Source organism: Streptomyces sp. LZ34, assembly GCF_053890475.1.
The window spans coordinates 1,829,009-1,854,076 of the sequence record NZ_CM132680.1; the positions used below are offsets into that span (position 1 = coordinate 1,829,009).

Sequence of the window (25,068 nt, forward strand, 5' to 3'; positions counted from 1 at the left end):
GCGATCGTGCGGCCCGGCGGCGTGCGAAGATGTGCCCGCGGGCGGATGGCGGATGAAGGATGACGAGAAACGGGAAGGGACGGGCCGCGGTGAGCGACAACCAGAATCTCCTTGCCGAGCAGCGGCGTGCCCTGATCCTCGACGAGGTGAGACGGCGCGGCGGGGTGCGGGTCAACGAGCTGACCCGCAAGCTGAACGTGTCGGACATGACGGTCCGTCGCGATCTGGACGCCCTGGCCCGGCTGGGCATGGTGGAGAAGGTGCACGGCGGCGCGGTGCCGGTCGCCGAGGCGAGCACCTACGAGCCGGGGTTCGAGGCCAAGTCGGGCCTTGAGCTGAGCGCCAAGGAGGACATCGCGAAGGCCGCGGCGGCGATGGCCGCGCCCGGCACGGCGATCGCGCTGGCCGGCGGGACCACGGCGTTCGCGCTGGCGCAGCAGTTGCTGGATGTTCCGGACCTGACCGTGGTGACGAACTCGGTGCGGGTGGCGGACGTCTTCTACAACGCGCAGCGGTCGGCCGCGGGCGGCGGGGCGGGGCCGCGCCCGGGGGCGGCGACGGTGGTGCTCACCGGCGGGGTGCGCACCCCCTCGGACACGCTGGTGGGTCCGGTCGCGGACGCCGCGGTCCGCTCGCTCCACTTCGATGTGCTGTTCCTGGGAGTGCACGGGATATCGGTGGAGGCCGGCCTGTCGACCCCGAACCTGGCAGAGGCGGAGACCAACCGGCACTTCGTCCGCTCGGCGCGGCGAGTGGTGGTGGTCGCCGACCACACCAAGTGGGGCACGGTGGGCCTGAGTTCCTTCGCGTCGCTGGACGAGGTGGACGCGCTGGTGACGGACCCGGGGCTGCCCCAGGAGGCGCGGGCGGAGATCCTGGAGCATCTGCCGGGGGAGCTGGTGGTGGCGGGTGAGGCCGGGTGAGCGGGGAGAAGGAGCCATCGAGCCGGCCGGCGCCGCAGACATCTGACGGGCAGTCAGTTAACGTGGCGGCATGAGGCATCGTCTGCGTCCCGTGGGTCTCGACTATGTCCGCACGGCCCCGCTGCGGCTGGTCTTCGTCGCCGAGGCCGCCGCTCCGCCCGAGGCGGTGTTCAAGGCGCTGACCGACGTCGAGAACTGGCCGCGCTGGTATCGCCAGGTCGCCGCCGCCCGGTCCACCGACGACGGCGGGGGCCGCGAGATCCGGCTGAAGGGCGGCACCCGCTTCGTCGAGACGGTCATGGCGGCGGACCCCGCGGAGCGCTACGCCTATCGCGTGGACCGGACCAATGTGCCGGGGCTGCGCGCCCTGTTGGAGGAGTGGCGGCTGGTGCCGTCCGCCTCCGGCACCGGCTCCCTGGTGCGGTACACCTTCGCGGTGGACGGGGTGGGGCCGCTGCGGGGCGCCCTGCGGCTGCTGCGGCCGGGCCTGCGGCGCGCCTTCCGCGACGCGGTACGCGCGCTGGACCGCCGGCTGGCCGCCTGACGGAGCGCTGGCGTAGGCCGGCCGCTGCTGCGGCCGGCCGCTCGAGGCGCTAGCGCGGCCAGCGACCCGTCGCGAGGAAGGCGTCGATGGCCTCGGCGTAGGGCGTGATGTCCAGCCCCTGCTCCGCCAGCCAGGCGTCCGAGTAGTACTTGTCGAGATAGCGGTCGCCAGGGTCGCACAGGAGCGCGACGACGCTACCCGTGCGCCCCCCGGCGACCATCTCCGCGACGATCTTCAGCGCACTCCACAGCCCGGTACCCGTGGAGCCGCCCGCCTTGCGCCCGATGGCCCGTTCCAGGGCGCGTACGGCGGCGATGCTCGCCGCGTCCGGGACCTTCATCATCCGGTCGATCGCGCCGGGTACGAAGCTGGGTTCCATCCGGGGCCGGCCGATGCCCTCGATGCGCGAGCCGTGCTCGCTCGAGGCCGCCGCGTCGTCGTGGACCCAGCCGTCGAAGAAGCAGGAGTTCTCCGGGTCGGCGACGCAGACCCGGGTGTCGTACTGCATGTAGTGGACGTAGCGGGCGATGGTCGCGGAGGTGCCGCCGGTGCCGGCGGTGGCCACCACCCAGGCGGGCTCGGGGTGGCGCTCCAGGCGCAGCTGCTGGTAGATCGACTCGGCGATGTTGTTGTTGCCGCGCCAGTCGGTGGCTCGTTCGGCGTAGGTGAACTGGTCCATGTAGTGGCCGCCGGACTTGGCCGCGAGCGCGACGGACTCCTCGTACATCGTGCGCGGGTCGTCCACGAAATGGCACCGGCCGCCGTGGAATTCGATCAGGCGGCACTTCTCGCGGCTGGTCGTGCGCGGCATCACCGCGATGAAGGGCACGCCGATCAGCCGCGCGAAGTACGCCTCGGAGACGGCGGTGGAGCCGCTGGACGCCTCGATGACGGGCCTGCCGGGGCGGATCCAGCCGTTGCACAGCCCGTAGAGGAACAGCGAGCGGGCGAGCCGGTGCTTGAGGCTGCCGGTGGGATGGGTGGACTCGTCCTTGAGGTAGAGGTCGATCCCCCACCGCTCCGGCAGCGGGAAGCGCAGCAGGTGGGTGTCCGCGGAGCGGTTGGCGTCGGCCTGGACCTTGCGGACGGCCTCCTTGAGCCACTCCCGGTAGCCGGGGTCGCTGCGATCGATGTCGATGGTGCCGACGGTCTCATCGACCGCGCCCACTGTGCTCTCCACGCGCCGCTCCTTGCTTCCTGTGCTGACCCCAGTGGCGCACTCGGACCTTTTCGGATCATAAGTGGGCACCAGTGCGCCCTGGTATCCCGGGCCCGTCCCGGGCACACTGCGCAGCAGGGAAGATGTGGAAAACATGGGAGAGCGGCGCGCATGCCGGCGAGAGACACCGGGGAGGCGGTCACAATGGCCGATACCGAGTTCAACGCCCGCGGGGTGCGGATCGAGCGGTTTCTGCGCTCGGTCACGCATGCCGGACAGGTCCTGATCAAGGACGGCAGGCTGCAGCTGCTGACCAGCTACGGCCGGGAGATCGACAGCGCGCCCGTGCAGTCGGTCCACGCGAGCAAGCCGTGGTTCACGGACGGCGACCAGGCCCTCGCGACGGTCAACGGCACCCGCTACCGCCTCACTCTGGGCGAGCGGGACGCCGCGTCGAAGGCCGCCGCACCCGGCGCCGCCAGCCGCTTCCTCGACGTGATCCGCACCGCGCGAGGCCACTCGCCCAAGGGCTGACGCCTCCCCCGGCCACCGCTGGGAGGTGCCCCTGAGTTGCGCATACGGGCGGCGGGGTTGACCCTGGACGCACATCGATATCACTGAGGGTCAACGGGCGGTGACGCTGAGAACCGGCTCTCCCGGTCGCGCCCGGCAGCCACCACCGGTGACGGTGGCCGCCGCACGCGTTCGACGCCCGCATCCGAATCAGGCATAGGACTTGATCCGCAATCCTCAGAGGAGGTACGGACTGCATCCGGTTCGGCTGGTCCGGGCGCTCCGGCGTGGTCACCTTGCGGTGTCCCATCCGGGGTTGCTCGGGGCGTGTCCGGAATTCGGGGAGCAGAGGCCCGTAATTCAACAGGCTGCCGCAGGCGTTGTGCCGGCAATCCGGCGGTCAGCACCTCACGCGGTTGACTCACACAGGCCGTCTTCTCGGCCTTCGTCGATCACACCAGCCCACCAGGTCAGCGAATCACGGAACACCTCTTAGCCCCAACTTCTTCAGGGAGTCGCAGCCGTGATCAGTCGTCCAAGCAGACATTGCACGGTGGAGCTGCAGGCCCTGCCGTCGCGGATCGGGCAGGTCCGCAGAATCGTGTCCGCGCAATTGCGCTACTGGCATCTGGATCCGCTCATCGATCCCGCCGCGCTCGCCGTCACCGAGTTGCTCACCAACGTCCACCGGCACGTCGAGCCGGACAAGCAGTGCACGGTGGAGATCGCCCTCATGCTGGACCGCCTGACGGTCTCGGTCCGCGATCAGGATCCCCGGCTCCCGCGCGTCCGCGAGTGCGACCTGCTGGCCACCCATGGTCGCGGACTCGCCCTGGTCGCGGCGGTGAGCCAGAGCTGGGGCATGCACGCCCGGGACGACGGCAGCGGGAAGGTCGTGTGGTTCACCCTGGCCGTGCCGCAGCCCGCCGCCCCCGCCAAGCCCCCCTTCGCGGCGCATGGCGCGGGCCGCACCGCCCCGCCCGACCGCACCGACCTCTCCCGCCCCGCGCCGCCGCCCGGCGTCCGGGAGCGGGCGCCCGCCGCGCCGTCCGCCGTGCCCCGCTGAGCCGCGCACCCCCGGGTCCGGCACCGTGTCGGACCCGGCATCGCACCCATCTGTACTTACTAGTATGTACAGTGCTTCCATGAGCACTGCGGAACGGTTGATCGAGAGCACCCAGGACCTGCTGTGGGAGCGCGGCTACGTGGGCACCAGCCCCAAGGCCATCCAGCAGCGCGCCGGCGCGGGCCAGGGCAGCATGTACCACCACTTCAGCGGCAAGCCCGACCTCGCGCTCGCCGCCATCCGCCGCACCGCGGAGCAGATGCGGGCCACGGCCGACGCGTGCTTCTCCGCCCCCGGGACCGCGTACGACCGCATACGCGCCTATCTGCTGCGGGAGCGTGAAGTGCTGCGGGGCTGCCCGATCGGCCGGCTGACGATGGACCCGGACATCATCGCCGACCCCACGCTGCGCGAGCCGGTGGCGGAGACGCTCGACTGGCTGCGCGCACGGCTGGCCCGGATCGTCTCCGAGGGCGTGGAGCACGGGGAGTTCGACGCGGAGCTCGACCCGGAGCGGACCGCCGCCTCGGTCGTCGCGACGGTCCAGGGCGGATATGTGGTGGCCCGCGCCGCGGGGTCGCCGGCGCCCTTCGACAGCGCCGTACAGGGCCTGTTGGATCTGCTCGCCGCCCGCGCGCCCCGCCGGTCCGCCCCGTAAGGCGCCCTGCGCCCCCGGCCTGACACGACAGGAGTTCTCCTTGCACGCCATGCAGTACCGGATCACCCTGCCCGCCGACTACGACATGAAGATCATCCGCCACCGGGTGGAGTCGAAGGGCCCTGCGCTGGACGACTTCCCGGGGCTCGGCCTGAAGGCGTACGGCATCCGCGAGCGCGGGGTCGACGGCTCCCCCGTCAACCAGTACGCACCGTTCTATCTGTGGGCCGCGCCGGAGGCCATGAACCGCTTCCTGTGGGGCCCCGGATTCCAGGGCATCGTCCGGGACTTCGGCCGCCCCGCGGTCGAGAGCTGGCAGGGGCTCGCCTTCGAGCACGGCCCGGCCCTGGCCGCCGTACCGCGCACCGGCACCCGCCACGCCGTGGCCGTCCCGGCGGGCGACCCTTCGGGCGGCGGTCCTACGGGCGCGGTCGAGGGCGCGCTGGAGGAGCTGCGGCGGCTGGCCCGTACGGAGGGGGTGCACTCGACGGCCCTCGGTATCGACCCGCGCGGCTGGGAGCTGGTGCACTTCACCCTCTGGGAGGACGCCGCCGCGCCCGACGCCCCCGGCGACCGCTACCAGGTGCTCCATCTGTCCGCGCCGGACCTGGCCCAACTCCCCCGCGGGCGTCAGTGGTGAGCGCGACCGGACACGCCGGAAAGGCGAGACAGGCCATGGAGCAGACCGGCGCGCAGACCGCCGCGCAGACCACCGTACGGACCGTGCTCGGAGATGTCCCCGGCGACGCGCTGGGCGTCTGCGACGCGCACGACCATCTGTTCTTCCGCAGCGCGCTGCTGCCGGGGCAGGAGCTGGCCGACGTGGCCGCGGCGGCCGCGGAGCTGCGGGCCTTCCACGGGCTCGGCGGGGGCGCGGTGGTGCAGTGGACGCCCTACGGCCTCGGGCGGGCGGCCGGCGAGCTGGCCGGGCTCTCCCGGTCCACCGGCGTCCATCTGGTGGCCGCGACGGGGCTGCACCAGGCGCACCACTACGCGCCGGGCACCGTCGAGGCGGTGCTCGACGGGCTCGCCGAGCTCTTCGTCGACGAGCTGACGCGCGGCATCGGCGGGATGGGCCCCCGCGCCGGACTGATCAAGGTCGCGGGCGGCTTCCACGGCCTCGACGCCCATGCTCGCCGCACGATGGCCGCGGCCGCCCACGCCCACCACCGCACCGGCGCGCCCATCGCCGTCCACCTGGAGCTGGGGACGGCCGCGCTGGACGTCCTGGACCTGCTGTGCGACGAGCACGGGGTGGCGCCGCAGCGGGTGATCCTCGGCCACCTGAACCGCTCGCCGGACTCGGTCGTGCACCAACAGGCGGCCAAGGCCGGGGCGTTCCTCGCCTTCGACGGGCCCTCCCGCGCGAACCACGCCATGGACTGGCGGCTGCCCGACGCGCTGGCCGCGCTCGTGGACGCCGGCCACGCCGACCAGCTGCTGCTGGGCGGCGACACGACCACGGCCGCGGCCCGGTCGGTGAACGGCGGCCCGGGCATGCCGTATCTGCTCCGCCGGCTGCGCCCGCGGCTCGAACTCGCCCTGGGGGCCGACGTGGTGCGCCAGATGCTCACCGCCAACCCGGCCCGCGCCCTGGCCACGGTCTGGCGCGCGAGCTGAAGCACGGGCCCGCGGGCGGGCCGAAGGCGGGCCCGGGGCGCGGCCGTGCCGTACCCCGGGTCACGCCGCGCCGAGCGCCTCGAGCGGGTCGTCGAGCACCCCCTGCCAGGCCAACTCCGCCGCGCCGACCAGGCTGTTGTGGTCCAGGGTGCACGGCAGGACGGGTACGCCCCCGCTGCGCCCCCACAGGCTGCGCTCGGCCACGACCGCCCGCAGCCGCTCCGGGTCGGCCTCCAGGAGCTCGCGGTGCAGCCCGCCGAGGATGATGCGGTCGGGGTTGAGGATGTTGACGAGCCCGGCGAGCCCGAGGCCGAGCCGGTCGATGAGGAGGTCGGCGGCGGCCCGCACGGACGGGTCGGCGTACTCCTCGCGGAGCAGGTCGCGTGCCTGCTGGAGGAGGGACACCTCGGGTCCCGGGTCACGCCCCGCGGCGACGAGGAGGGCCAGCGGGTCGGCCTCGATGTCCAGACAGCCGCGGCTGCCGCAGTGGCAGAGCGGTCCCTCCGGGTTGACGGTCAGGTGGCCGACCTCGAGGGCCAGGCCCGCGCTGCCGGTGTGCAGCCGCCCGTCGAGGACCAGCGCCCCGCCGACCCCGCGGTGGCCGGTGGCGACACAGAGCAGGTGCCGGGCGCCGCGGCCCGCGCCATGGCGGTGCTCGGCCAGCGCCGCGAGGTTGACGTCGTTGCCGGCGAGGCCGGTGAGGGGCGCCCCGGACGGGCCGCGGACACCCGCCGCCGCGAGGCTCCGGGTGAACAGCTCGCGTACGGGCGCGCCCGCGGGCCAGGCGATGTGCAGCGGGTTGAGGGCGGTGCCCTCCGGTTCCGCCACCGCGGAGGGGACCGCGAGCCCGGCGCCCACGCAGCGGCGGCCGCTCGCGCGCAGCAGCCGGGCCCCGGCCTCGACGACCGCGTCGATGACATGCGCCGGATCGGCGGGCACGGTCATGCAGCCGGGGTCGGTGGCCACGATCCGGCCGCCGAGCCCGACCAGAGCCGCGCGGAAGCCGTCGGCGTGCACTTGGGCGGCGAGGGCCACCGGGCCATGGGGCGCGATCGAGAGCCGGTGCGAGGGGCGGCCCTGCGCCCCGGCGGCCCCGAGCGGGCGCGAGTCGACCTGGATCAGGCCGAGCGCTTCGAGTTCGGCGGCGACGGCGCCCGCGGTCGCTCGGGTCACGCCGAGTTCGGTCGTGAGCACCGCCCGCGTGGGCGCCCGGCCGGTGTGTACGAGCTCCAGCGCCGGGCCGAGAGCGCTTCGGCCCCGCTCGAGCCTTGTCCGTGTCTGGGTCACGCCCCTATTCTCACTTTGTGCCGACACGAAACAAAATATGGGCGGCCATTCCGGGGAGAAAGCGCTCCGCCCCGGCCGACCCTTCGCTCTCGCAACTACGCGCCGTCATCACGGCGTTCTTCGCCCTCGACGGATTCGTGTTCGCCGGTTGGGTGGTCCGGATCCCCGCGATCAAGGACCGGACCGGCGCCTCGGAAGGCGCCCTCGGGCTCGCCCTGCTCGGCGTGTCCGCGGGGGCGGTGGCCACCATGATGGTCACCGGCCGGCTCTGCCGCCGCTTCGGCAGCCACCCCACGACGGTAGCCGCGGCCGTCCTGCTCTCGCTCAGCGTCGCACTGCCGCCGCTGACCGGCTCCGCGCTCGCGCTCGGACTGGTCCTGCTGGTCTTCGGGGCCGGGTTCGGCGGGCTCAATGTCGCCATGAACAGCGCGGCCGTCGATCTCATCGCCGCGCTGCGCCGCCCCGTCATGCCCGGCTTCCACGCCGCGTTCAGCCTGGGCGGGATGGCCGGGGCCGCCCTCGGCGGGCTGATCGCGGGGCGGCTCAGCCCCACCATCCACCTGTCGCTGCTCGCCGCGGCCGGGCTGCTGCTCGCGGCGGTCGCGGGCCGGGCGCTGATCCGCCTCCCCGTCCCCGTACCCGTCCCCGTACCGGGGCCGCCCGGGGAGAGCACAGCTCCGGCCGGGCCGACGCCCGGGGGTGATTCCCGGAGCGCGGCGCGCCGGCTCGTCGCCGTCTTCGGCCTGATCGCGCTGTGCACGGCGTACGGCGAGGGGGCGATGGCCGACTGGGCCGCGCTCCATCTGGACCAGGACCTGCACGCGTCCCCGGGGGTGGCCGCGGCGGGCTACTCGGTCTTCGCCCTGATGATGGCCGTCGGCAGACTGAGCGGCACCGCGCTCCTCGAACGGCTCGGCCAGACCCGCACGCTGGTCGCGGGCGGCACCACGGCAGCGGCCGGCATGCTGCTGGGCGCGCTCGCCCCCACCGTCTGGCTCGCGCTCCTCGGCTTCGCCGTCACCGGTCTCGGCCTGGCCAACCTCTTCCCGGTCGCCATCGCGCGGGCGGGCGCCCTGACCGGGCCGAGCGGGGTCGCCGCGGCCTCCACCTTCGGCTACGGCGGCATGCTGCTCGGCCCGCCGGCCATCGGCTTCCTGGCCGACGGGTTCTCCCTGCCGACCGCCCTGACCACGGTCGCCCTGCTGGCGGCGGTGGCGGCGGCCGTCGCGTACGGCGCGCGCCGGGCAGGTCAGCCCGCCGACCAGTCGGCGTGAGCCCATCTCCACTGCCCGGGCACGGGATGTTCGATCAAGACTGACAGAATTACGCCATGGACATTGCCGAGTTGATCGACGCTCTGGACCGGGAGGGTCGGCTGCTGGCCGACGCCGCGCAGCAGGCCGGGCCGGACGCGCAGGTGCCCACGTGCCCCGATTGGCGGGTACGGGACCTGGTGGCACACGTCGGGATGGTGCACCGCTGGGTGACCCGTATCCTCACCGAGGGGCTGACCGAAGTGGTGCGGCCCCAGCCCGGCCAGGAGCCCGAGGACGCAGATCTGACGCCCTGGTTCCGCGACGGCCACGGCGCGCTGGTCAAGGCGCTGAACGAGGCCGACCCGGAGGGGCGGTACTTCACCATCCTGTTCACCTCGGACTCACCGCTCGCGTTCTGGGCCCGGCGGCAGGCACACGAGACGGCGATCCACCGGGTCGACGCGGAGTCGGCGCTCGGCAAGGACCTCTCCCCCGTCGCCCCGGCCTTCGCGGCCGACGGCCTCGGCGAGCTGCTGACCGGGTTCCACGCCACCGAGCGGAGCAAGGTGCGGACGGAGACACCGCGCACCCTGCGGCTGCGGGCCACGGACGCCGAGGTCGTCTGGACGGTGCGGCTGTCCGACGGCCCTCCGCGCGCCGAGGTCGGCGACGCGGGAGACGCCGACTGCGAGCTGTCCGGTTCGGCGGAGGAGCTGTATCTGACGCTGTGGAACCGCCTGCCGATGGCGCGGCTGCGGGCCACGGGCGACACATCGCTGGCCGAACTGTGGCGGGAGCGCTCGGGCTTCTGAGGCGGGCGGGGCGTATACCGGGCTTTCCGGTGTACGCCCCGCTGCGTCCCTCGGCGAGACCCTAGGCTGGTGGCATGACAGACATGCACCCCGTGAGCGGTCCTCGCACCCAGGCCGACCGCGACGCCGTCACCGTGGAGATCATGTTCGCGGTCGTCACCGGCGCCCTGCTGGCAGCCCTGCTGTTCTTCGTCTGCGCGAGCCCGGCCCTCTTCGGCGACCTGGGCCGAGCGGCGGAGAAGACCTGGCTGACGGGCGCCGCCATCACGGCCACCGTCGGGTTCGCCGCCCGGGTCCTCCAGGTCCTGTGGTGGCTGCCGCACAAGCGGCACCGCTGACGTTCTCCCCCGGTAGGCAAGAGGCCCTGAGACAAGAGGCCCTGAGGCAAGAGGTCCTGGTATGACGCATTGGCGGTGCGCGGGGCTGCGCTGGGGGCGGTCGGGCCCCGCGCTGGCCTGGCATCACCCCGCCCACGGCGACCGCGCCTCCCCGCTATCGCCCGGCCGCCCGCTGGGCTTCACCACCGGGCCCGGCCGCCGGTGCGTCGGCGTGCGCAGGGGCGCCCGGCACACGCCGTGCCCGGCGGGCGCCGAGGTGCCCGCGTCCGCCGTCTCCGCCCAGTGCCCGGACTGCGCCCGGCTGGACCGCTCGTACTCCGTCGCCGCCGACACCCGCACCGACGACCCACGCCCGTACGACGTCTATCTCGCCTGGTTCGGCCCGGATCTGATCAAGGTCGGGATCACCGCCGCCGAGCGCGAGGGCGCCCGGCTGCTCGAACAGGCCGCGCTCTCCTGCACCTTGCTCGGACGCGGCCCTCTGATGGCCGCCCGCCGGGCGGAGGCCGTGCTGGGTGCCGCGCTCGGCGTCCCCGATCGTATCCCGTACGCCGCCAAGCGCGCCGTGCGCGAGGCCCCGCCGCCCCAGCGGGAGCGCGCGGCCCAACTCGCCGCGCTCCACGCGCGGGCCTGCGCCCTGGACGGCCTCCCGGAGTCCCTCGCCCTCTGTCCGTGTGCGCCCGTCCACCATGACGCCGTCTTCCATCTGGACCGTGTGCGCCCGGCGCACGGCGTCATCCGGCTCGCCCCCGGCCGTACGGTGGCGGGCCATGTGGAGGCCGTGGCCGGGCCGGACGTCCACCTGACCGACTCGGCCGGCCGCTCCCTGCTGCTCGACACCCGGCAGCTGGCGGGCTGGCCACTGGCCGCGGCCCCCGCGGACGCCGCCACCACGGCGGAGGTGGCCGCGCCGGTGCGGGAGGCGGCGGAGCCCGAGGCGCTGTTCTGACCTCCGTTCCGGCCTCTGTTTCCGGCCTCTGTGCCTGGCCTCTGTTTCCGGCCTCTGTTCCGGCAGATCAGCCGAGCCAGCCCGGGCGGACCAGTCCAGACTCGTAGGCGAGGACGACGAGTTGGGCGCGGTCGCGCGCGCCCAGTTTGATCATCGTGCGGCTGACGTGGGTCTTGGCGGTGAGCGGGCTGACGACCAGCCGCCGCGCGATCTCCTCGTTCGACAGCCCGATGCCCACGAGCGCCATGACCTCCCGCTCGCGCTCGGTCAGCTCGGCGAGCGCGGCGGCGGGCGCCGGCTCCTTCGACCGGGTGGCGAACTCGGCGATGAGCCGGCGCGTGACGCCGGGCGAGAGCAGCGCGTCGCCCGCGACGACCGCCCGTACGGCGCGCAGCAGTTCCTCGGGCTCGGTGTCCTTGACCAGAAAGCCGGAGGCGCCCGCGCGGATCGCCTCGAAGACGTACTCGTCGAGCTCGAAGGTGGTCAGCATGACCACCTTCACCTCGCCCAGCGCGGGGTCCTCGGTGATCCGGCGGGTGGCGGCGAGGCCGTCGAGGACCGGCATGCGGATGTCCATCAGGACCACCTCCGGGCGCAGTTCCCGGACCTGGTCCACCGCCCGCTGGCCGTCGGCGGCCTCGCCGACCACCTCGATGTCCGGCTGGGCGTCCAGCAGGGCGCGGAATCCGGCGCGGACCAGTATCTGGTCGTCGGCGAGCATTACCCGGATCAAGGGGCTCAAGGGGCTCAAGGGGCCTCCATGGTCGCTTCGCCCGACGGCATCCCCGACGGCGTCTCGTGCCGCGGCGTCGGGGACACCGTAGCGGCGGTGAGCGGGAGGCGGGCCCGAACCCCGAAGCCGCCGTCCGGGCGCTGCCCGGCCGTCACCGTGCCGCCGAGCGCGGCGACCCGCTCACGCATGCCGACCAGGCCGTTGCCACCACCGGTGACGCCACGGGGCCCGCCGCCGGCCATGCCACTGGTCATGCCGATGGCGGTCGCCGGACCGTCGTCGTCGATCCGCAGCTCCAGCTCGGCCGGGGCGTAGCGCAGCAGGACCCGGGCGGTGCGGGAGCCGGAGTGGCGGACGACGTTGGTCAGGGCCTCCTGGACGATACGGAAGGCGGCGAGGTCGGCGCCGGGCGGCAGGGCGGCCCGTACACCGTCCACCTCGACGCTCACCGCGAGGCCCATGCCACGGGCCTGTTCGGTCAGCTCGTCCAGCCGGTCCAGGCCGGGGGCGGGCGAGCGGGGCGCGGCCCCGGGGGCCCTGAGGGTGTCCAGGACCTGGCGGACCTCGCCCAGCGCCTCCTTGCTGGCCGCCTTGATGGTGGTCAGGGCGGTGCGGGCCTGCTCGGGGTCCTGGTCGAGGAGGGCGAGGCCGACGCCCGCCTGGACGTTGATGACCGAGATGCTGTGGGCGAGGACGTCGTGCAGCTCGCGGGCGATGCGCAGCCGCTCCTCGTCGGCCCGTCTCCGCTCCGCCGCCTCCCGCTCGGCCCGCTCACGGGCCCACTGCTCCCGCCGTACGCGGACGAGTTCGGAGGCGGCGACGACCGCCACCGCCCAGGCCGCGACGACCGCCTCCGTCCCCCAGGCGGCGGGGCCGTCGCCCCCGGGCGGCAGCCATCGATAGAGCCAGTGCGAGATGAGCAGATGGGCGGTCCACAGCGCCCCGAGCGCGCTCCAGGCGGCCACCCGCCGACCGGCGGCGACAGCGGCGAAGCAGGCGACGACAACGCTGAGGAAGACGGGGCCGTAGGGGTATCCGGCGCCGAGGTAGAGCACGGTGACGGCCGAGGTGCCGAGGACGGCGAGCCGGGGGTGTCGGTGGCGCATCAAAAGCAGCGCGGGCCCGGCCACCAGCAGCGCCCGGCCGACGAGGCCGAGGTCGGCCCGCTCGGGCCGGGTGTGCGCGGCGAACTGCGTCCCGACCAGCTGGAGGAACACGACGACCAGCGAGGAGCGCCACGGCAGGCGGGCGGCGGGGCGGGCCTCGAGGCCCGCGCTCCGCCACGGAGGACCCCAGGTCCGGGCGGCCGCCCGCCCGGACCTGGGGTGCCGTCCCGGGGAGAATTCACGCATACCCGCAACGCTAGACCGCCCCGGGCGGCGACGGCGTCGCCCCGGGGCGGTGGCCGGGCGTACTCCCGGTGGAGTACGTGGCGTGGCCGCCGGACGCCGCCTACCCGATCACGTCGTCACAGGCGAGCCGTACGAGGGTGGTGGCCAGGACGTCCACGCCGTGCGCGCAGGCCTCGGGGGTGGAGTACTCGCGGGGGTTGTGGCTGATGCCGTCGTACTCGCCCCGGACGAAGATCATGGCGGTGGGGCAGAGCGCGGCGATCTCCTGGGCGTCGTGGCCCGCGCCGGAGAGCAGCGGGACATGCCGCAGACCGTGGTCGTCGGCGGCCTGGGCGATGACCTCCCGCACGCCCTCGTCGAAGGGGACGTGGGCGGTCCTGGCCATCCGCCGGGTGGTGACGCCGAAGCCGGGCTCCTCCCCCTCCAGGGTCCGCAGGAAGTCCGCGAGGTCGGCTTCCGCGCGGGCCATCCGCGCGTCGTCGGGGTTGCGCAGGTCGACGGTCAGCTCGGCACGGGCCGGGACGATGTTGGTCAGGTCCGGGTGGACGGTCAGGTGGCCGACGGTGGCCCGCAGGTCGCCGTACGCGCCGGAGTCGACCATCTCGCGCAGCCTGACCACGATCCGGGCGGCCGCGAGACCGGCGTCGGCGCGCAGCTCGGTGGGGGTGGTGCCGGCGTGGGCGGCGCGGCCGTGGACGGTGATCTCCTGCCAGGAGATGCCCTGGACGCCGGTGACCACGCCGACCTCCACCCCGGCCCGGGCCAGGACGGGGCCCTGCTCGATGTGGCACTCCACGTAGGCGTGCGGTGGATCGAGGCGCTCGTCAAAGGGGCCGGCGAACCCGGTGCGGGCCAGCTCCGCACCGAGGGTGGCGCCGTCACGGTCGGTGAGAGCGTGGGCGTGGGCGAGCGGGAGGCGGCCCGCGGCGACCGCGCTGCCGAGCATGTCGGTGCCGAAGCGGACGCCCTCCTCCTCGGTGAAGACGGCGACCTCCAGGGGGCGGCGGGTGGTGATGCCGCGCTCGTTGAGGGTGCGGACGACCTCGATGCCGCCGAGCACGCCCAGGCAGCCGTCGAACGCGCCGGCGGTGGCGACGCTGTCGAGGTGGGAGCCGGTGAGCACCGGGCGGGCGGTGGGGTCGGTGCCCTCGCGGCGCCCGTAGATGTTGCCCATCGTGTCGACGCGCACGGTCAGGCCGGCCTGCTCCATCCAGGAGACGACCAGGCGCCGCCCGGCCGCGTCCGCGTCGGTGAGGGCCAGGCGGTTCACTCCGCGCAGGCCGGTGCGCTCGTCGTCGTACGCGCCGATCCCGGCAAGATCCATCAGCGACCGCCACAGGCGGCTCCCGTCCACGGTGATCGCGGGGGTGAGGGTGTCCGGGGTGGTCATGAACGGTGCTCCTGGAGATGGGGGTTGGCGTCGGCGCCTTCGGTGCTGAGCAGGACAAGGCTGGAGTCGGGCCCGAGGCCCAGGGCGGTGCGCCGGGCGCCTGCTCCCTCGCCGGTGAGCGCGGCGCGGACGCCGGCCAGCGAGGCGGCGCCGCAGGGGCCGCAGGGGACGCCGAGCGCGCCGAGGTCGCGGGCGGCCCGGGCGCTGTCCGCGTCGGTGACGGCGACGGCGGCGTCCAGGCCGTCGCGCAGATAGGGCCAGGCGATGCTGGAGGGGGTCTGGCAGTTGAGGCCCGCCATGGCAGTCTCGCCGGTCGCCACGCTGACCGGCTCCCGCCCGCGGAGGCTCTCCAGCACGCAGGCCGCGGCCTCGGGCTCGACCGCCAGCAGGGCCGTGGTGCCCTGGGCGGGGCGGCCGCGGTAGTGGGTGACGGCGGCCTGGGCGAGGGAGCCCACCCCCACGGGCACGGCGACCAGGCCGGCCGGCCCGGCGCCGGCGGTGGCCAGCTGTGCGTCGAGCTCGGCGAAGAGGGTGGAGTAGCCCTCCACGATCCAGCCGGGGATCCGTTCGTAGCCGGGCCAGGCGGTGTCCTGGACGAGGACCGCGTCCGGCGCGGCGGCCTCGGCAGCCGCCCGGCGCACCGCCTCGTCGTACGGCCCGGCGACCCGGACGATCCGCGCCCCTTCGGCGGCGATGGCGGCCGCGGCGGCCGGGTGCACGCCCTCGGGGACGAACACGCGGGCGCGCTGACCGAGCAGCCGGGCGGTGCGGGCCACGGCGCGGCCGTGGTTGCCGTCGGTGGCGGTGACCAGGGTGACCGGGCCGGCCGGCGCCCGGTCGCCCGTCCGCTCGGCGAGGATCCGGTGGACCGCCCAGGACGCGCCCAGCGCCTTGAACGCGGGCAGGCCCAGGCGGGACGACTCGTCCTTGACGAGGACCCGGGCGACCCCCAACTCGTCGGCGAGAGCGGGGAGTTCGAGCAGCGGGGTGGGGGCGTAGTCGGGCAGCGCGGCGTGGAAGTCGCGTACGTGGGTGGGGGCGGGGTCGCAGGTCCAGGTCCGGGCGGCGGGGTGCGCGAACCACGGCAGCGAGCGGGGGAAAGCGATCTCAGGCACCCGACCAGCGTGCGATGCGTCCCTTCCGTCGGTCCAGCGAATGTTTCCGATCTATATTCATCAGAAATACCGATGTATCGAGGAAGGCCGGTCCGCCGATGTTCGATCTGCACCGGCTGCGCCTGCTGCGCGAGCTGAAGCACCGCGGCACGCTCGCGGCCGTCGCCGCCGCCCTGTCGTACAGCCCGTCCTCCGTCTCCCAGCAGCTCTCCCAGCTGGAGGCGGAGGTCGGGGTGAAGCTGCTGGAGCCGGTGGGGCGGCGGGTGCGGCTCACCCCGCAGGCCGAGATCCTGGTCGGCCACACCGAGGCGGTGCTCGAACGTCTGGAGCGCGCCGAGGCGGACATCGCCACCTCGCTCACCGACCTCACCGGCACCCTGCGCATCGCGTCCTTCCAGACCGCCGCCCTGGCCCTGGTGCCGGCCGCGCTGACCCAGCTGCGCGACCTCCACCCCCGGCTGCGGGTCCATGTCACCCAGACCGAGCCCGAGAGGTCCCTCCCGGCGCTGCTCGCCCGCGACTTCGACCTGGTGATCGCCGAGGAGTACCCGGGGAACCCCAACCCCCGGCCCGCGGAGCTCGAGCAGGAGGACCTGTGCGACGACCCGATGCGGCTGGCGCTGCCCGGCGCGGTGGACGCCGAGGGCCCGCAGGCGGGCTTGCGTTCGCTGGCCGGTCACCCCTGGGTCATGGAGCCCGAGGGCACCGCCGCCCGGCACTGGGCGATGACCCTGTGCCGCACCGCCGGGTTCGAGCCCGACGTGCGGTTCGAGTCCACCGACATCCTGCTGCATCTGCGCCTCGTGGAGCAGGGCCACGCCGCCACGCTGCTGCCGGACCTGGTGTGGAGCGGGCGGCCGCCGACGGTCGCGCTGCGCACGCTGCCGCGCGGCCACCGGGAGCGCAGGCTGTTCACCGCCGTCCGCCGTGGCCGAAGCCGACACCCTGCCATCCAGGCCTGCCGGCAGGCCCTCCGGCAGGCGGTCACCATGATCGCGGACCGCCCCGCCGACCCTACTTGGTGAGTCGGGACACGCCACCCGACACCACGCCTCGCGACACGCCGCACTACGGCAACCGGGCGACGTTCGACCAGGCGAAACCACACCCCGGCCACCGCCCCTGGCCTGGCCATCCGCGTGTCCCGGTGTCCGGGGACACTTCCGCTGCGGGTGCACACGCACCGAAATCCGCACACAGTGAAAACCGTGACGCACCGGCCCCTTCCGTGACGGTTGGGGCGGGTGACCTACGGAGCCGGGCTGAGGTGCTGTGCTATGCGTGTGACCGGACTTGGGCATGCTGGACTGTTCATCGAGACCGCCGCCGGAACGGTGCTCTGCGACCCCTGGGTCAACCCGGCCTTCTTCGGCTCGTGGTTCCCGTTCCCCGACAACACGGACCTGGACTGGGACCACTACGGACGGGCCGCGGACTACCTGTACGTATCGCATCTGCACCGCGACCACTTCGACGCGGAGAACCTGCGCCGCAATGTGCGCAAGGACCTCACCGTGCTGCTCCCCGCCTTCGCCACCGACGAGTTGGAGTGCGAGCTGCGCGCGCTCGGCTTCAGCGAGTTCCTGCGCACCAGCAGCGGTGTCCCGGTCGAGCGCGATGGCCTGCGCATCATGATCACCGCCCTGACCGGTCCCGGCGACGGCCCCATCGGCGACTCCGCGCTGTCGCTGGACGACGGGGAGACGGTGCTGCTCAACCAGAACGACGCGCACCCGCTGGACATACCCTCGATCCGGGCGTTCGGCGAGGTCGACGCGCACTTCCTGCAGTTCTCCGGGGCGATTTGGTGGCCGATGGTCTACCAACTGCCGGACACCGCGAAGCGGGAGTTCGCCGCCCGCAAGCGCGAGGGGCAGTCCGAGCGGGCCCTGCGCTATATCGACGCCGTCGAGGCCAAGCATGTGTTCCCCAACGCCGGACCGCCCTGTTTCCTCGACGAGGACCTGTTCCGGTTCAACGGCACCGGCCGCGACGGGGAGAGCATCTTCGTCGACCAGAGGGAGTTCCTGGCGGAGCTCGCCGAGGCGCGGCCGGACACCTCGGCGCACCTGCTGCTGCCGGGCACCGTCGCCGAGCCGCAGCGCACCGCGTGCAAGCTCACCCACCGCTACACCGCGAAGGAGATCGACCACATCTTCGAGCACAAGGGCGCGTACCTGCGTGAGTTCGCCCGCAGACAGCAGCCCGCGCTCGCCGCCGAGCGCGCCTCGCGCGCCCCGGCGCTGCCGCCCGAACGCCTGCTGGCCGAGCTGAAGCAGTGGTGGGAACCGCTGCTGGCGCGCGCGGACCGGATCTGCGACGGGGTCGGCGGCCCGGCCCGGCTGGATGTCGACGACACCCCGATCGTGATCGACTTCCCGGCTCGCCAGGTCCGCCGGTGGGAGGGCCAGCGCTGCCGCTACACGCTGTCCACCACGGGCGACCTGGTGGCCACCAATATCGCCCGGCGCGAGGTCGACTGGTCCAACAGCCTGCTGCTGTCCCTGCGCTTCAGCGCCAGCCGGATCGGGCCGTACAACGAGTTCCTGTACGTGTTCTTCAAGTGTCTGTCCAGTGAACGCATCGAGTACGTGGAGAACTATTACGACTCCGGGCACGACGACGGCCAGCACGTCGAGCTGGACGGCTGGCGTGTCCAGCGGCGCTGCCCCCATCTGCGCGCGGACCTCGGCCGGTTCGGACAGCTCGACGGCGACGAGCTCACCTGCACCCTGCACGGCTGGCGCTACGACCTGTCCACCGGCCGCTGTCTGACCGCGGACGGCCACGACATCCGGGCCGAGCGGATCGCCCCGGCTGATGGCTGATCACGAGGGGGGAAACGCGGGAACCCGGAGCAGCCTGTTCCGCGTCGTGAGCGACAGGACACCGTGTTGTACGGTGCGCAAAGTCGCAGAACGCAGGTCAGGGCGAGATAAGCCCCGGGGCAGGGAGACAAGGTCTGATGGGGTGGGATCTGACCCCCGATTGGCTGGACGACGCGGTCGAGTCGGGCACGGAGGCCGTCGGGGACGGTGTCGAGTGGCTGGGCAACAAGACCGCGGAGGGTCTGGACAAGGTCGGGTGGGAGAGCGGAGCGGACTGGGTCCGTGACAAGTCCCGTTCGGCGGCGAACGCGCTGGGCGCCGATGTCGCCGAGATGCAGCTGGACGAGACCGAGGACCCGAAGAAACTCATCTTCGGCAGCGCCGGCAAGCTCCGGTCCACCGCCACACATCTGCGGGACTTCCAGAAGGCCTTCGACCAGGTCGGCAACGGCCTCAAGGGGCTGGACGCCTCCCACCTCAAGGGCAAAAGCGCGGACGCCTTCCGCGACAAGGTGTCCATCGAGCCGAAGAAGTGGTTCAAAGCCGCCGACGCCTGCGAGAAGGCCGCGGTGGCACTGGAAGGCTTCGCGGGCACCGTGGAGTGGGCGCAGGGCCAGGCGGCAGAGGCGGTCGAGGCGTACAAGGCGGCGAAGAGGGCGTCGGAGGAGGCGCGGTCGGCCTACAACGGGAAGGTGGACACGTACAACGCGGCGGTGGACAAGTACAAGGCCGCCGTGGAGGACGGCAAGGAGCCGGGGGCCAAGCCGAAGGAGCCGGCGGAATTCGCCGACCCGGGCCCCGCCAAGGCCAAGGCGGCGCAGGAGAAGCTGGACGAGGCGCGGCGGCAGCGGAACAAGGCGGAGGAGACGGCGGTGAAGGCGGTGGCGCAGGCGCGGGACGCCGCCCCGCCCAAGCCCTCCTACGCCGAGCAGGTGGGGGACGGCCTGGAGGGCCTGCAGCTGGACTCGTCGCACTTGGTCGGGGGTGTGGTGAAGGGGACGGCAGGCCTGGTCAACTTCGCCCGCCAGCTCAATCCGCTGGACCTGTACAACATCACGCACCCGGCTGAGTACGTCACGAATCTGAACAGCACCGCGGCCGGGCTGGTCACGCTGGCCAATGACCCGGTGGGTGCGGGCAAGAACATGCTCGACGCCTTCGCCAAGGACCCGGCGGAAGGGCTGGGGCGTCTGGTGCCCGAGCTGGTCGGCACCAAGGGTCTCGGTATGGCCCGGGAAGGCATGGCGGCGGCCAAGTACGCCCGGGGCGGGGAGGACGCGGCGCGTGCGGCGCTGCGCAAGGAGGGCTCGCACCCCTTCGCGCGCAAGGATGCCGGGAAGACCTGCAACGGCACGGACCCGGTGGACCTGGCGACGGGGAAGATGTTCCTGCCGCAGACGGATGTGACGCTGCCGGGCGAGCTGCCGCTGGTCTTCCGGCGCCGGGTGGAGTCCGGGTATGCGGCGGGGGGCTGGTTCGGGCCGTCGTGGTCGAGCACCGCCGACCAGCGGCTGGAGATCGACGCCGAGGGCGTCGTGTTCATCAGCGAGGACGGGCTGCTGCTGTCCTATCCGCACCCGGCCCCCGGCCTGCCGACGCTCCCGGTGGCGGGTCCGCGGTGGCCGCTGGAGCGGGACGCCGACGGCGACTACACCCTCACCGACCCCGCCACCGGCGGCACCCTCCACTTCACCGGCCCGAACGGCCCGGACGGCGGGGACGGCCCGGGTGGCGGGGGTGACGGGGTCGCGCGGCTGGAGCGGATCACGGACCGAAGCGGCCACTTCATCACCTTCGACCACGACAGCGACGGGGCGCCCACCGGCATCGTGCACTCCGCCGGCTATCACCTGAAGCTGACCACGCACAACGGCCGGATCACCGCCCTCCACCTGGCCGGTGCCGCGCCCGACGGCTCGGACCAGGAGCTCCTCCGCTACCGCTACACCGACGGCAACCTCACCGAGGTCATCAACTCCTCCGGCCTCCCCCTGCGGTTCGAGTACGACGACGAAGCCCGCGTCATCTCCTGGACCGACACCAACGACCGCCGCTATGACTACGTCTACGACAACCGCGACCGCTGCATCGCGGAAGGCGGCGAAGCAGGCCACATATCGGTCCGTATCAGCTACCACGACGCCGACCAGACCACCGGCCACCGCATCACCACCGTCACCACCCCCGACGGCCACGCCAGCCGCTACGTCATCAACGACGCCTGCCAGGTCATCGCCCAGACCGATCCGCTGGGCAACACCACCCGCACCACCTACGACCGCCACCACCGGCCCCTGACCCACACCGACCCGCTCGGCCATACCACCACCTACACCTATGACGAGGCAGGCCACCTCACCACGGTCACCCGCCCCGACGGCCTGCAAGCCGAGGCCACCTACAACGCGCTTGGCCTGCCGCTGACCGTCACCGGCCCGGACGGCGCCACCTGGCACAACACCTACGACGAGGCAGGCCGACGCACCAGCGTCACCGACCCGACCGGCCACACCACCCGCTATGCCCACGACGAGCAGGGCCGTCAGACCGCGGTCACCAATCCCCTCGGCGAGACCACTCACATCCGCTGCGACGCCGCGGGCCTCCCAGCGGAAATCACCGATCCGCTCGGTGCCACCACCCGCTACCAGCGCGACCCGTTCGGCCGCCCCACCACCGTCACCGACCCCCTCGGCCACACCACCCGGCTGGAGTGGACGGTCGAGGGCAAGCTCGCCACCCGCACCCACGCGGACGGCACCAGCGAGTCCTGGACCTACGACGGCGAGGGCAACTGCACCAGCCACAGCGGGCCGACCGGCACCACCACCTACGAGTACACCCACTTCGACCTGCTCGCCGCCCGCACCGGCCCGGACGGGCTGCGCTACGCGTTCGCCCACGACACCGCGCTGCGCCTCACCCAGGTCACCAACCCTCAGGGGCTGACCTGGAGTTACGAGTACGATGCGGCGGGCCGTCTGCTGTCCGAGACGGACTTCGACGACCGTGTCCTCACCTACACCCACGACGCCGCGGGCCGGCTGACCACCCGTACCAACCCCCTCGGCCAGACCGTGGCCTTCACCCGTGACCCGCTCGGCCGCACCGTCCGCAAGACCGCCGACGGCCGGACCACCGCCTACGCCTACGACCCCGCCGGACGCCTCACCTCGGCCACCGGACCCGACACCGAGGTGGTCTACCAGCGCGACCGCATGGGCCGCGTCAAATCCGAGATGATCGGCGGCCGGGTCCTGGCCCACACCTACGACGCCCTGGGCCGCCGCACCCGCCGCACCACCCCCACCGGCGCCACGACCACGTACGCCTACGACCCGGCGGGCAACCAGACCACCCTCACCACCTCCGGCCACACCCTCGACTTCGACCACGACGCCACAGGCCGCGAAACCACCCGCCACATCGACGACACCCTCACCTTCACCCACACCTGGGACCCCCTCGGCCGGCTCACCGCACAAACCCTCACCGGCCCCGCCGCCTCCGACCCCCTCCACCACCGGGCCTACACCTACCGCCCCGACGGCCACCTCACCGCCATCGACGACCACCACACCGGCCCCCGCACCTTCACCCTCGACGACACGGGCCGCGTCACCGCCGTCCAGGCGCGACGCTGGACCGAGAGCTACGCCTACGACGAGGCGGGCAACCAGACCCACGCCACCTGGCCCGAACGACACCCCGGCACCGATGCGACCGGAGACCGCGCCTACTCCGGCACCCGCATCACCCGCGCGGGAAACGTCCGCTACGAACACGACGAAGCGGGCCGCCTCACCCTCCGCCAGAAGACCCGCCTGTCGAAGAAATCCGACACCTGGCGCTACACCTGGGACAGCGAGGATCACCTCACTTGTGTCACCACCCCCGACGGCACGGTGTGGCGCTACCTCTACGACCCACTCGGCCGCCGCACCGCCAAACAACGCCTCGCCCCCGACGGCCACACCGTCGCCGAGCAGACCGACTTCACCTGGGACGGCTCCACCCTCGTCGAACAGACCACCACGACGCCCGGCCTGCCGCGGCCTGTCACTCTCACCTGGGACCACCAAGGCCTGCACCCGGTCGCCCAGACCGAGCGGATCACCGACACCACCACCCAGCAGGAGGTCGATCGGCGGTTCTTCGCGATCGTCACCGACCTCGTCGGCACCCCCACCCACCTGGTCGACGAGTCCGGTGACATCGCCTGGAACACCCGTACCACCCTCTGGGGCACCACCACCTGGACCGCCGACAGCACCACCTACACGCCCCTCCGCTTCCCCGGCCAGTACTACGACCCGGAAACCGGCCTCCACTACAACCACCACCGCTACTACGACCCCGAAACCGCCCGCTACACCACCCCCGACCCCCTCGGCCTCTCCCCCGCCCCGAACCCCGCCACCTACGTCCACAACCCCACCACCTGGGCCGACCCCCACGGTCTGACCCCATGCAGGCCTTCCCTCATGGAACGCCTGAGGTCCGTGTTCGGCAGGGAGTCCGCGGCTCCGCCGACGCCGGAACCGGCGGCTGCCCGGCCGCCCCTCATGCTGGAGTCGCCCCAGCCCGGCATCGGCGCCGTCAGCGAGTTGCACGGACCGTTCCACCGGCTGGGCTCGCCGACTCAGACGGTCGAGGTGACGCAGCAGGTCGTCCAGTCGGGAGAGTTGTGGGGACGCGCCTCACGCTGGGGAGGCGAGGAGATGGTCCAGGCCCACCGAGGCGCCATTCCGGACAGCGCGCCACCTGGGAGTTTCGAGTTCTACACCTCCGTCGAGCCCAAGCCGGCGAGAAACACACCGCCCGGCTATGTGGCGTGGGAGCTCGGCAGCGAGTCGGGGGTGGGTAGAGTCCACCACAACGGCGAGGACTTCGCCTCGATCCCCGCCTTCGTCACGGAGGTGAGGTAGCGTGCGGCGCATTGACGCGGCGGATTTCCACGGGTCCCCGCAGGCGTATGTCGCCCAGCTCGATGTGACGACCGAGAGCCTGGAGTCCCGCTGGGGCGCTCATGAGGTGACCCAGGACGATCTGGGCGACTGGCTCACCTTCGCCTTCACTCTCGACAGCGGAACGCTCGCCGCCCTGGTGCGGGAGGTACAGAACGCCCCGCACCCCGGCTACATCCTGACGGCGATCGGGGACGCGGATCCACGCGCGGTACTGAGCGCGTTCCTTGCGGAATCGGGGCTGAGCGCGGACAGCGTCACCCATAAAAGCTTCGACTGAGGCAGCCTCAAGCCCGGGACACGACGAAGGGCCCGGCGCCGGCACACCGCCGGCGCCGGGCCCTTCGTCGTCCCGGGATCCACCCATGGAAACCGGTCACCCTCCACACTCCAGCTGTTCGCTCCATTGACCCTCTCATCAGTGCCACCCTAGCGTAGAGACCGGTTGCTATGACGTTCCCCCGAGTCGGAGGCCACTGCCTTGCCCGAACGCCCACTGGCGTTGTTCGCCATGAGTACGAAGACCCTGCCCAGCGTCTACCCCCCCGAGGTGCTGGACCGGCTTCAGGCCTCCGTGGAGGTCGATCCCTCGCTGATCGCCGAGGACTTCCGGGACCCCCGGGTGCGGAGCGCCCTCGGACGGGCCGAGATCCTGCTCACCGGCTGGGGCTGTCCGTTGATCGACGCGGCGGTGCTCGACGCCGCCCCCGGACTGCGGGCCGTGCTGCACGCCGCGGGCTCGGTCAAGGGCATCATGGCCCCCGGCTGGTGGCAGCGCGGGCTGGTCGTCTCGTCCGCCGCGGACGCCAACGCGCTGCCGGTCGCCGAGTACACCCTCGGCATGATCATCCTGGCGGGCAAGGACCTCTTCGCCGCCCGCGAGCGCTACCGCTCGCTGCGCACCTTCCCCCTCGCCGAGATCCTCCCCGGCATCGGCAACTTCGGGCGCCGCGTCGGCATCGTCGGCGCCTCACGGATCGGGCGCCGCGTCATCGAACTGCTGCGCCCGCTGGACTTCGAGGTGCTCCTCGCCGATCCATACGTCGGCGAGGACGAGGCGGCCGCGCTCGGCGTCCAGCTGCTGCCGCTGGACGCGCTGCTCCGGCGCAGCGACATCGTCTCGATCCACGCCCCCGCGATTCCCGAGACCTACCACATGATCGGCCGCCGTGAGCTCGCGCTGATGCCGGACGGCGCGGCCCTGATCAACACCGCGCGCGGCAGCCTGGTGGACCACGACGCGCTGGCCGAGGAGGTGCGCACCGAGCGGATCAGCGCCGTCCTCGATGTCACGGAGCCGGAGCCGCTGCCCGCGGACTCCCCGCTCTTCGAGCTGCCGGGCGCCTTCATCACCCCGCACCTGGCGGGGTCGCAGGGCAACGAGGTGCGCCGGCTCGGCCTGTCGGTAGTCGGCGAGTTGGAGCGGCTGCTGGCCGGGGTGCCACTGGCCCATCAGGTGGATCACACGGAGCTGGAACGCGCCGCCTGAGACTCTTTCAGCAATCGATCTCTACACCGAACCCCTGGCGAACTCCGAGCTACTGGTTCGTATCACCGA

22 protein-coding genes are annotated in these 25,068 nt (G+C 73.0%); 16 read left to right on the forward strand and 6 right to left on the reverse strand.

Features of this window, described 5'->3' with window-relative positions; all coding sequences use genetic code 11:
* The first annotated feature begins 89 nt into the window (after positions 1 to 89).
* Both ACWY4P_RS06500 and ACWY4P_RS06505 read left to right on the forward strand, forming a co-directional pair.
* Positions 90 to 923: a DeoR/GlpR family DNA-binding transcription regulator gene (locus tag ACWY4P_RS06500; protein ID WP_456209170.1), complete on the forward strand. Its 834-nt coding sequence runs from the start codon at positions 90 to 92 to the stop codon at positions 921 to 923.
* A gap of 70 nt (positions 924 to 993) precedes the next feature.
* On the forward strand, positions 994 to 1,467 hold the full coding sequence (locus ACWY4P_RS06505) for an SRPBCC family protein (protein WP_456209171.1): 474 nt from the start codon (positions 994 to 996) through the stop codon (positions 1,465 to 1,467).
* A gap of 49 nt (positions 1,468 to 1,516) precedes the next feature.
* Here the strand turns inward: ACWY4P_RS06505 and cds1 are convergent, their stop codons facing one another.
* Positions 1,517 to 2,647, reverse strand: coding sequence for an L-cysteine desulfhydrase Cds1 (gene cds1 / locus ACWY4P_RS06510; RefSeq protein WP_456209172.1), 1,131 nt, complete (start codon positions 2,645 to 2,647; stop codon positions 1,517 to 1,519).
* A 183-nt stretch (positions 2,648 to 2,830) separates the two neighbouring features.
* Between cds1 and ACWY4P_RS06515 the strand changes: the two genes are divergently transcribed.
* From ACWY4P_RS06515 to ACWY4P_RS06535, 5 genes are all read left to right on the forward strand, one after another.
* Positions 2,831 to 3,160 (forward strand): hypothetical protein, encoded by a 330-nt coding sequence (locus ACWY4P_RS06515; protein WP_456209173.1) that lies wholly within the window; start codon positions 2,831 to 2,833, stop codon positions 3,158 to 3,160.
* A 502-nt stretch (positions 3,161 to 3,662) separates the two neighbouring features.
* Positions 3,663 to 4,205 (forward strand): ATP-binding protein, encoded by a 543-nt coding sequence (locus ACWY4P_RS06520; RefSeq protein WP_456209174.1) that lies wholly within the window; start codon positions 3,663 to 3,665, stop codon positions 4,203 to 4,205.
* A gap of 79 nt (positions 4,206 to 4,284) precedes the next feature.
* Entirely contained in the window at positions 4,285 to 4,863 is a 579-nt protein-coding gene (locus ACWY4P_RS06525) for a TetR/AcrR family transcriptional regulator (RefSeq protein ID WP_456209175.1), read from the forward strand.
* A gap of 40 nt (positions 4,864 to 4,903) precedes the next feature.
* Positions 4,904 to 5,503 (forward strand): DUF4865 family protein, encoded by a 600-nt coding sequence (locus ACWY4P_RS06530; RefSeq protein ID WP_456209176.1) that lies wholly within the window; start codon positions 4,904 to 4,906, stop codon positions 5,501 to 5,503.
* A 35-nt stretch (positions 5,504 to 5,538) separates the two neighbouring features.
* Positions 5,539 to 6,483 carry a phosphotriesterase family protein gene (locus ACWY4P_RS06535; RefSeq protein ID WP_456209177.1) on the forward strand — a complete coding sequence of 315 codons (945 nt, stop codon included), beginning with the start codon at positions 5,539 to 5,541 and terminating at the stop codon, positions 6,481 to 6,483.
* A gap of 60 nt (positions 6,484 to 6,543) precedes the next feature.
* Here ACWY4P_RS06535 and ACWY4P_RS06540 read toward each other — a convergent pair whose 3' ends face one another.
* On the reverse strand, positions 6,544 to 7,770 hold the full coding sequence (locus ACWY4P_RS06540) for an ROK family protein (protein WP_456209178.1): 1,227 nt from the start codon (positions 7,768 to 7,770) through the stop codon (positions 6,544 to 6,546).
* 17 nt (positions 7,771 to 7,787) lie between these two features.
* On the opposite strand from ACWY4P_RS06540, the gene ACWY4P_RS06545 reads away from it, so the two are divergent.
* The 4 genes from ACWY4P_RS06545 to ACWY4P_RS06560 all read left to right on the forward strand — a co-directional run bounded on the left by ACWY4P_RS06545 (position 7,788) and on the right by ACWY4P_RS06560 (position 11,125).
* The gene (locus ACWY4P_RS06545) at positions 7,788 to 9,044 is read left to right on the forward strand and encodes an MFS transporter (protein WP_456209179.1); all 1,257 of its coding nucleotides are present in this window, start codon (positions 7,788 to 7,790) and stop codon (positions 9,042 to 9,044) included.
* 56 nt (positions 9,045 to 9,100) lie between these two features.
* Entirely contained in the window at positions 9,101 to 9,838 is a 738-nt protein-coding gene (locus ACWY4P_RS06550) for a maleylpyruvate isomerase family mycothiol-dependent enzyme (RefSeq protein WP_456209180.1), read from the forward strand.
* A gap of 74 nt (positions 9,839 to 9,912) precedes the next feature.
* Positions 9,913 to 10,176, forward strand: coding sequence for a DUF6332 family protein (locus ACWY4P_RS06555; RefSeq protein ID WP_456209181.1), 264 nt, complete (start codon positions 9,913 to 9,915; stop codon positions 10,174 to 10,176).
* Positions 10,177 to 10,237: 61 nt separating this feature from the next.
* Positions 10,238 to 11,125 carry a DUF2797 domain-containing protein gene (locus tag ACWY4P_RS06560; protein ID WP_456209182.1) on the forward strand — a complete coding sequence of 296 codons (888 nt, stop codon included), beginning with the start codon at positions 10,238 to 10,240 and terminating at the stop codon, positions 11,123 to 11,125.
* Between the two features lie 67 nt (positions 11,126 to 11,192).
* On the opposite strand, the gene ACWY4P_RS06565 is transcribed toward ACWY4P_RS06560, so the two are convergent.
* From ACWY4P_RS06565 to ACWY4P_RS06580, 4 genes are all read right to left on the reverse strand, one after another.
* Positions 11,193 to 11,858 (reverse strand): response regulator, encoded by a 666-nt coding sequence (locus ACWY4P_RS06565; RefSeq protein ID WP_456212835.1) that lies wholly within the window; start codon positions 11,856 to 11,858, stop codon positions 11,193 to 11,195.
* Between the two features lie 14 nt (positions 11,859 to 11,872).
* Positions 11,873 to 13,210: a sensor histidine kinase gene (locus ACWY4P_RS06570; RefSeq protein ID WP_456209183.1), complete on the reverse strand. Its 1,338-nt coding sequence runs from the start codon at positions 13,208 to 13,210 to the stop codon at positions 11,873 to 11,875.
* 100 nt (positions 13,211 to 13,310) lie between these two features.
* Positions 13,311 to 14,600, reverse strand: a complete 1,290-nt coding sequence (locus ACWY4P_RS06575) for a M20 family metallo-hydrolase (RefSeq protein WP_456209184.1) — start codon at positions 14,598 to 14,600, stop codon at positions 13,311 to 13,313.
* A complete protein-coding gene (locus ACWY4P_RS06580) occupies positions 14,597 to 15,715 on the reverse strand; it encodes a diaminopropionate ammonia-lyase (protein ID WP_456209185.1) in 1,119 nt (372 codons plus the stop codon). Before ACWY4P_RS06580 ends, ACWY4P_RS06575 begins: the two co-directional genes overlap by 4 nt.
* A 98-nt stretch (positions 15,716 to 15,813) precedes the next feature.
* On the opposite strand from ACWY4P_RS06580, the gene ACWY4P_RS06585 reads away from it, so the two are divergent.
* The 5 genes from ACWY4P_RS06585 (at position 15,814) to ACWY4P_RS06605 (ending at position 24,999) form a co-directional block, all read left to right on the forward strand.
* On the forward strand, positions 15,814 to 16,740 hold the full coding sequence (locus tag ACWY4P_RS06585) for a LysR family transcriptional regulator (RefSeq protein WP_456209186.1): 927 nt from the start codon (positions 15,814 to 15,816) through the stop codon (positions 16,738 to 16,740).
* Positions 16,741 to 16,992: 252 nt separating this feature from the next.
* Positions 16,993 to 18,543, forward strand: a complete 1,551-nt coding sequence (locus ACWY4P_RS06590) for a Rieske 2Fe-2S domain-containing protein (protein ID WP_456209187.1) — start codon at positions 16,993 to 16,995, stop codon at positions 18,541 to 18,543.
* Between the two features lie 137 nt (positions 18,544 to 18,680).
* Positions 18,681 to 23,471, forward strand: a complete 4,791-nt coding sequence (locus ACWY4P_RS06595) for a putative T7SS-secreted protein (RefSeq protein WP_456209188.1) — start codon at positions 18,681 to 18,683, stop codon at positions 23,469 to 23,471.
* A gap of 1 nt (position 23,472) precedes the next feature.
* The gene (locus tag ACWY4P_RS06600) at positions 23,473 to 23,790 is read left to right on the forward strand and encodes a hypothetical protein (RefSeq protein WP_456209189.1); all 318 of its coding nucleotides are present in this window, start codon (positions 23,473 to 23,475) and stop codon (positions 23,788 to 23,790) included.
* Positions 23,791 to 23,991: 201 nt separating this feature from the next.
* Entirely contained in the window at positions 23,992 to 24,999 is a 1,008-nt protein-coding gene (locus ACWY4P_RS06605; RefSeq protein ID WP_456209190.1) for a hydroxyacid dehydrogenase, read from the forward strand.
* Positions 25,000 to 25,068: the final 69 nt, after the last annotated feature.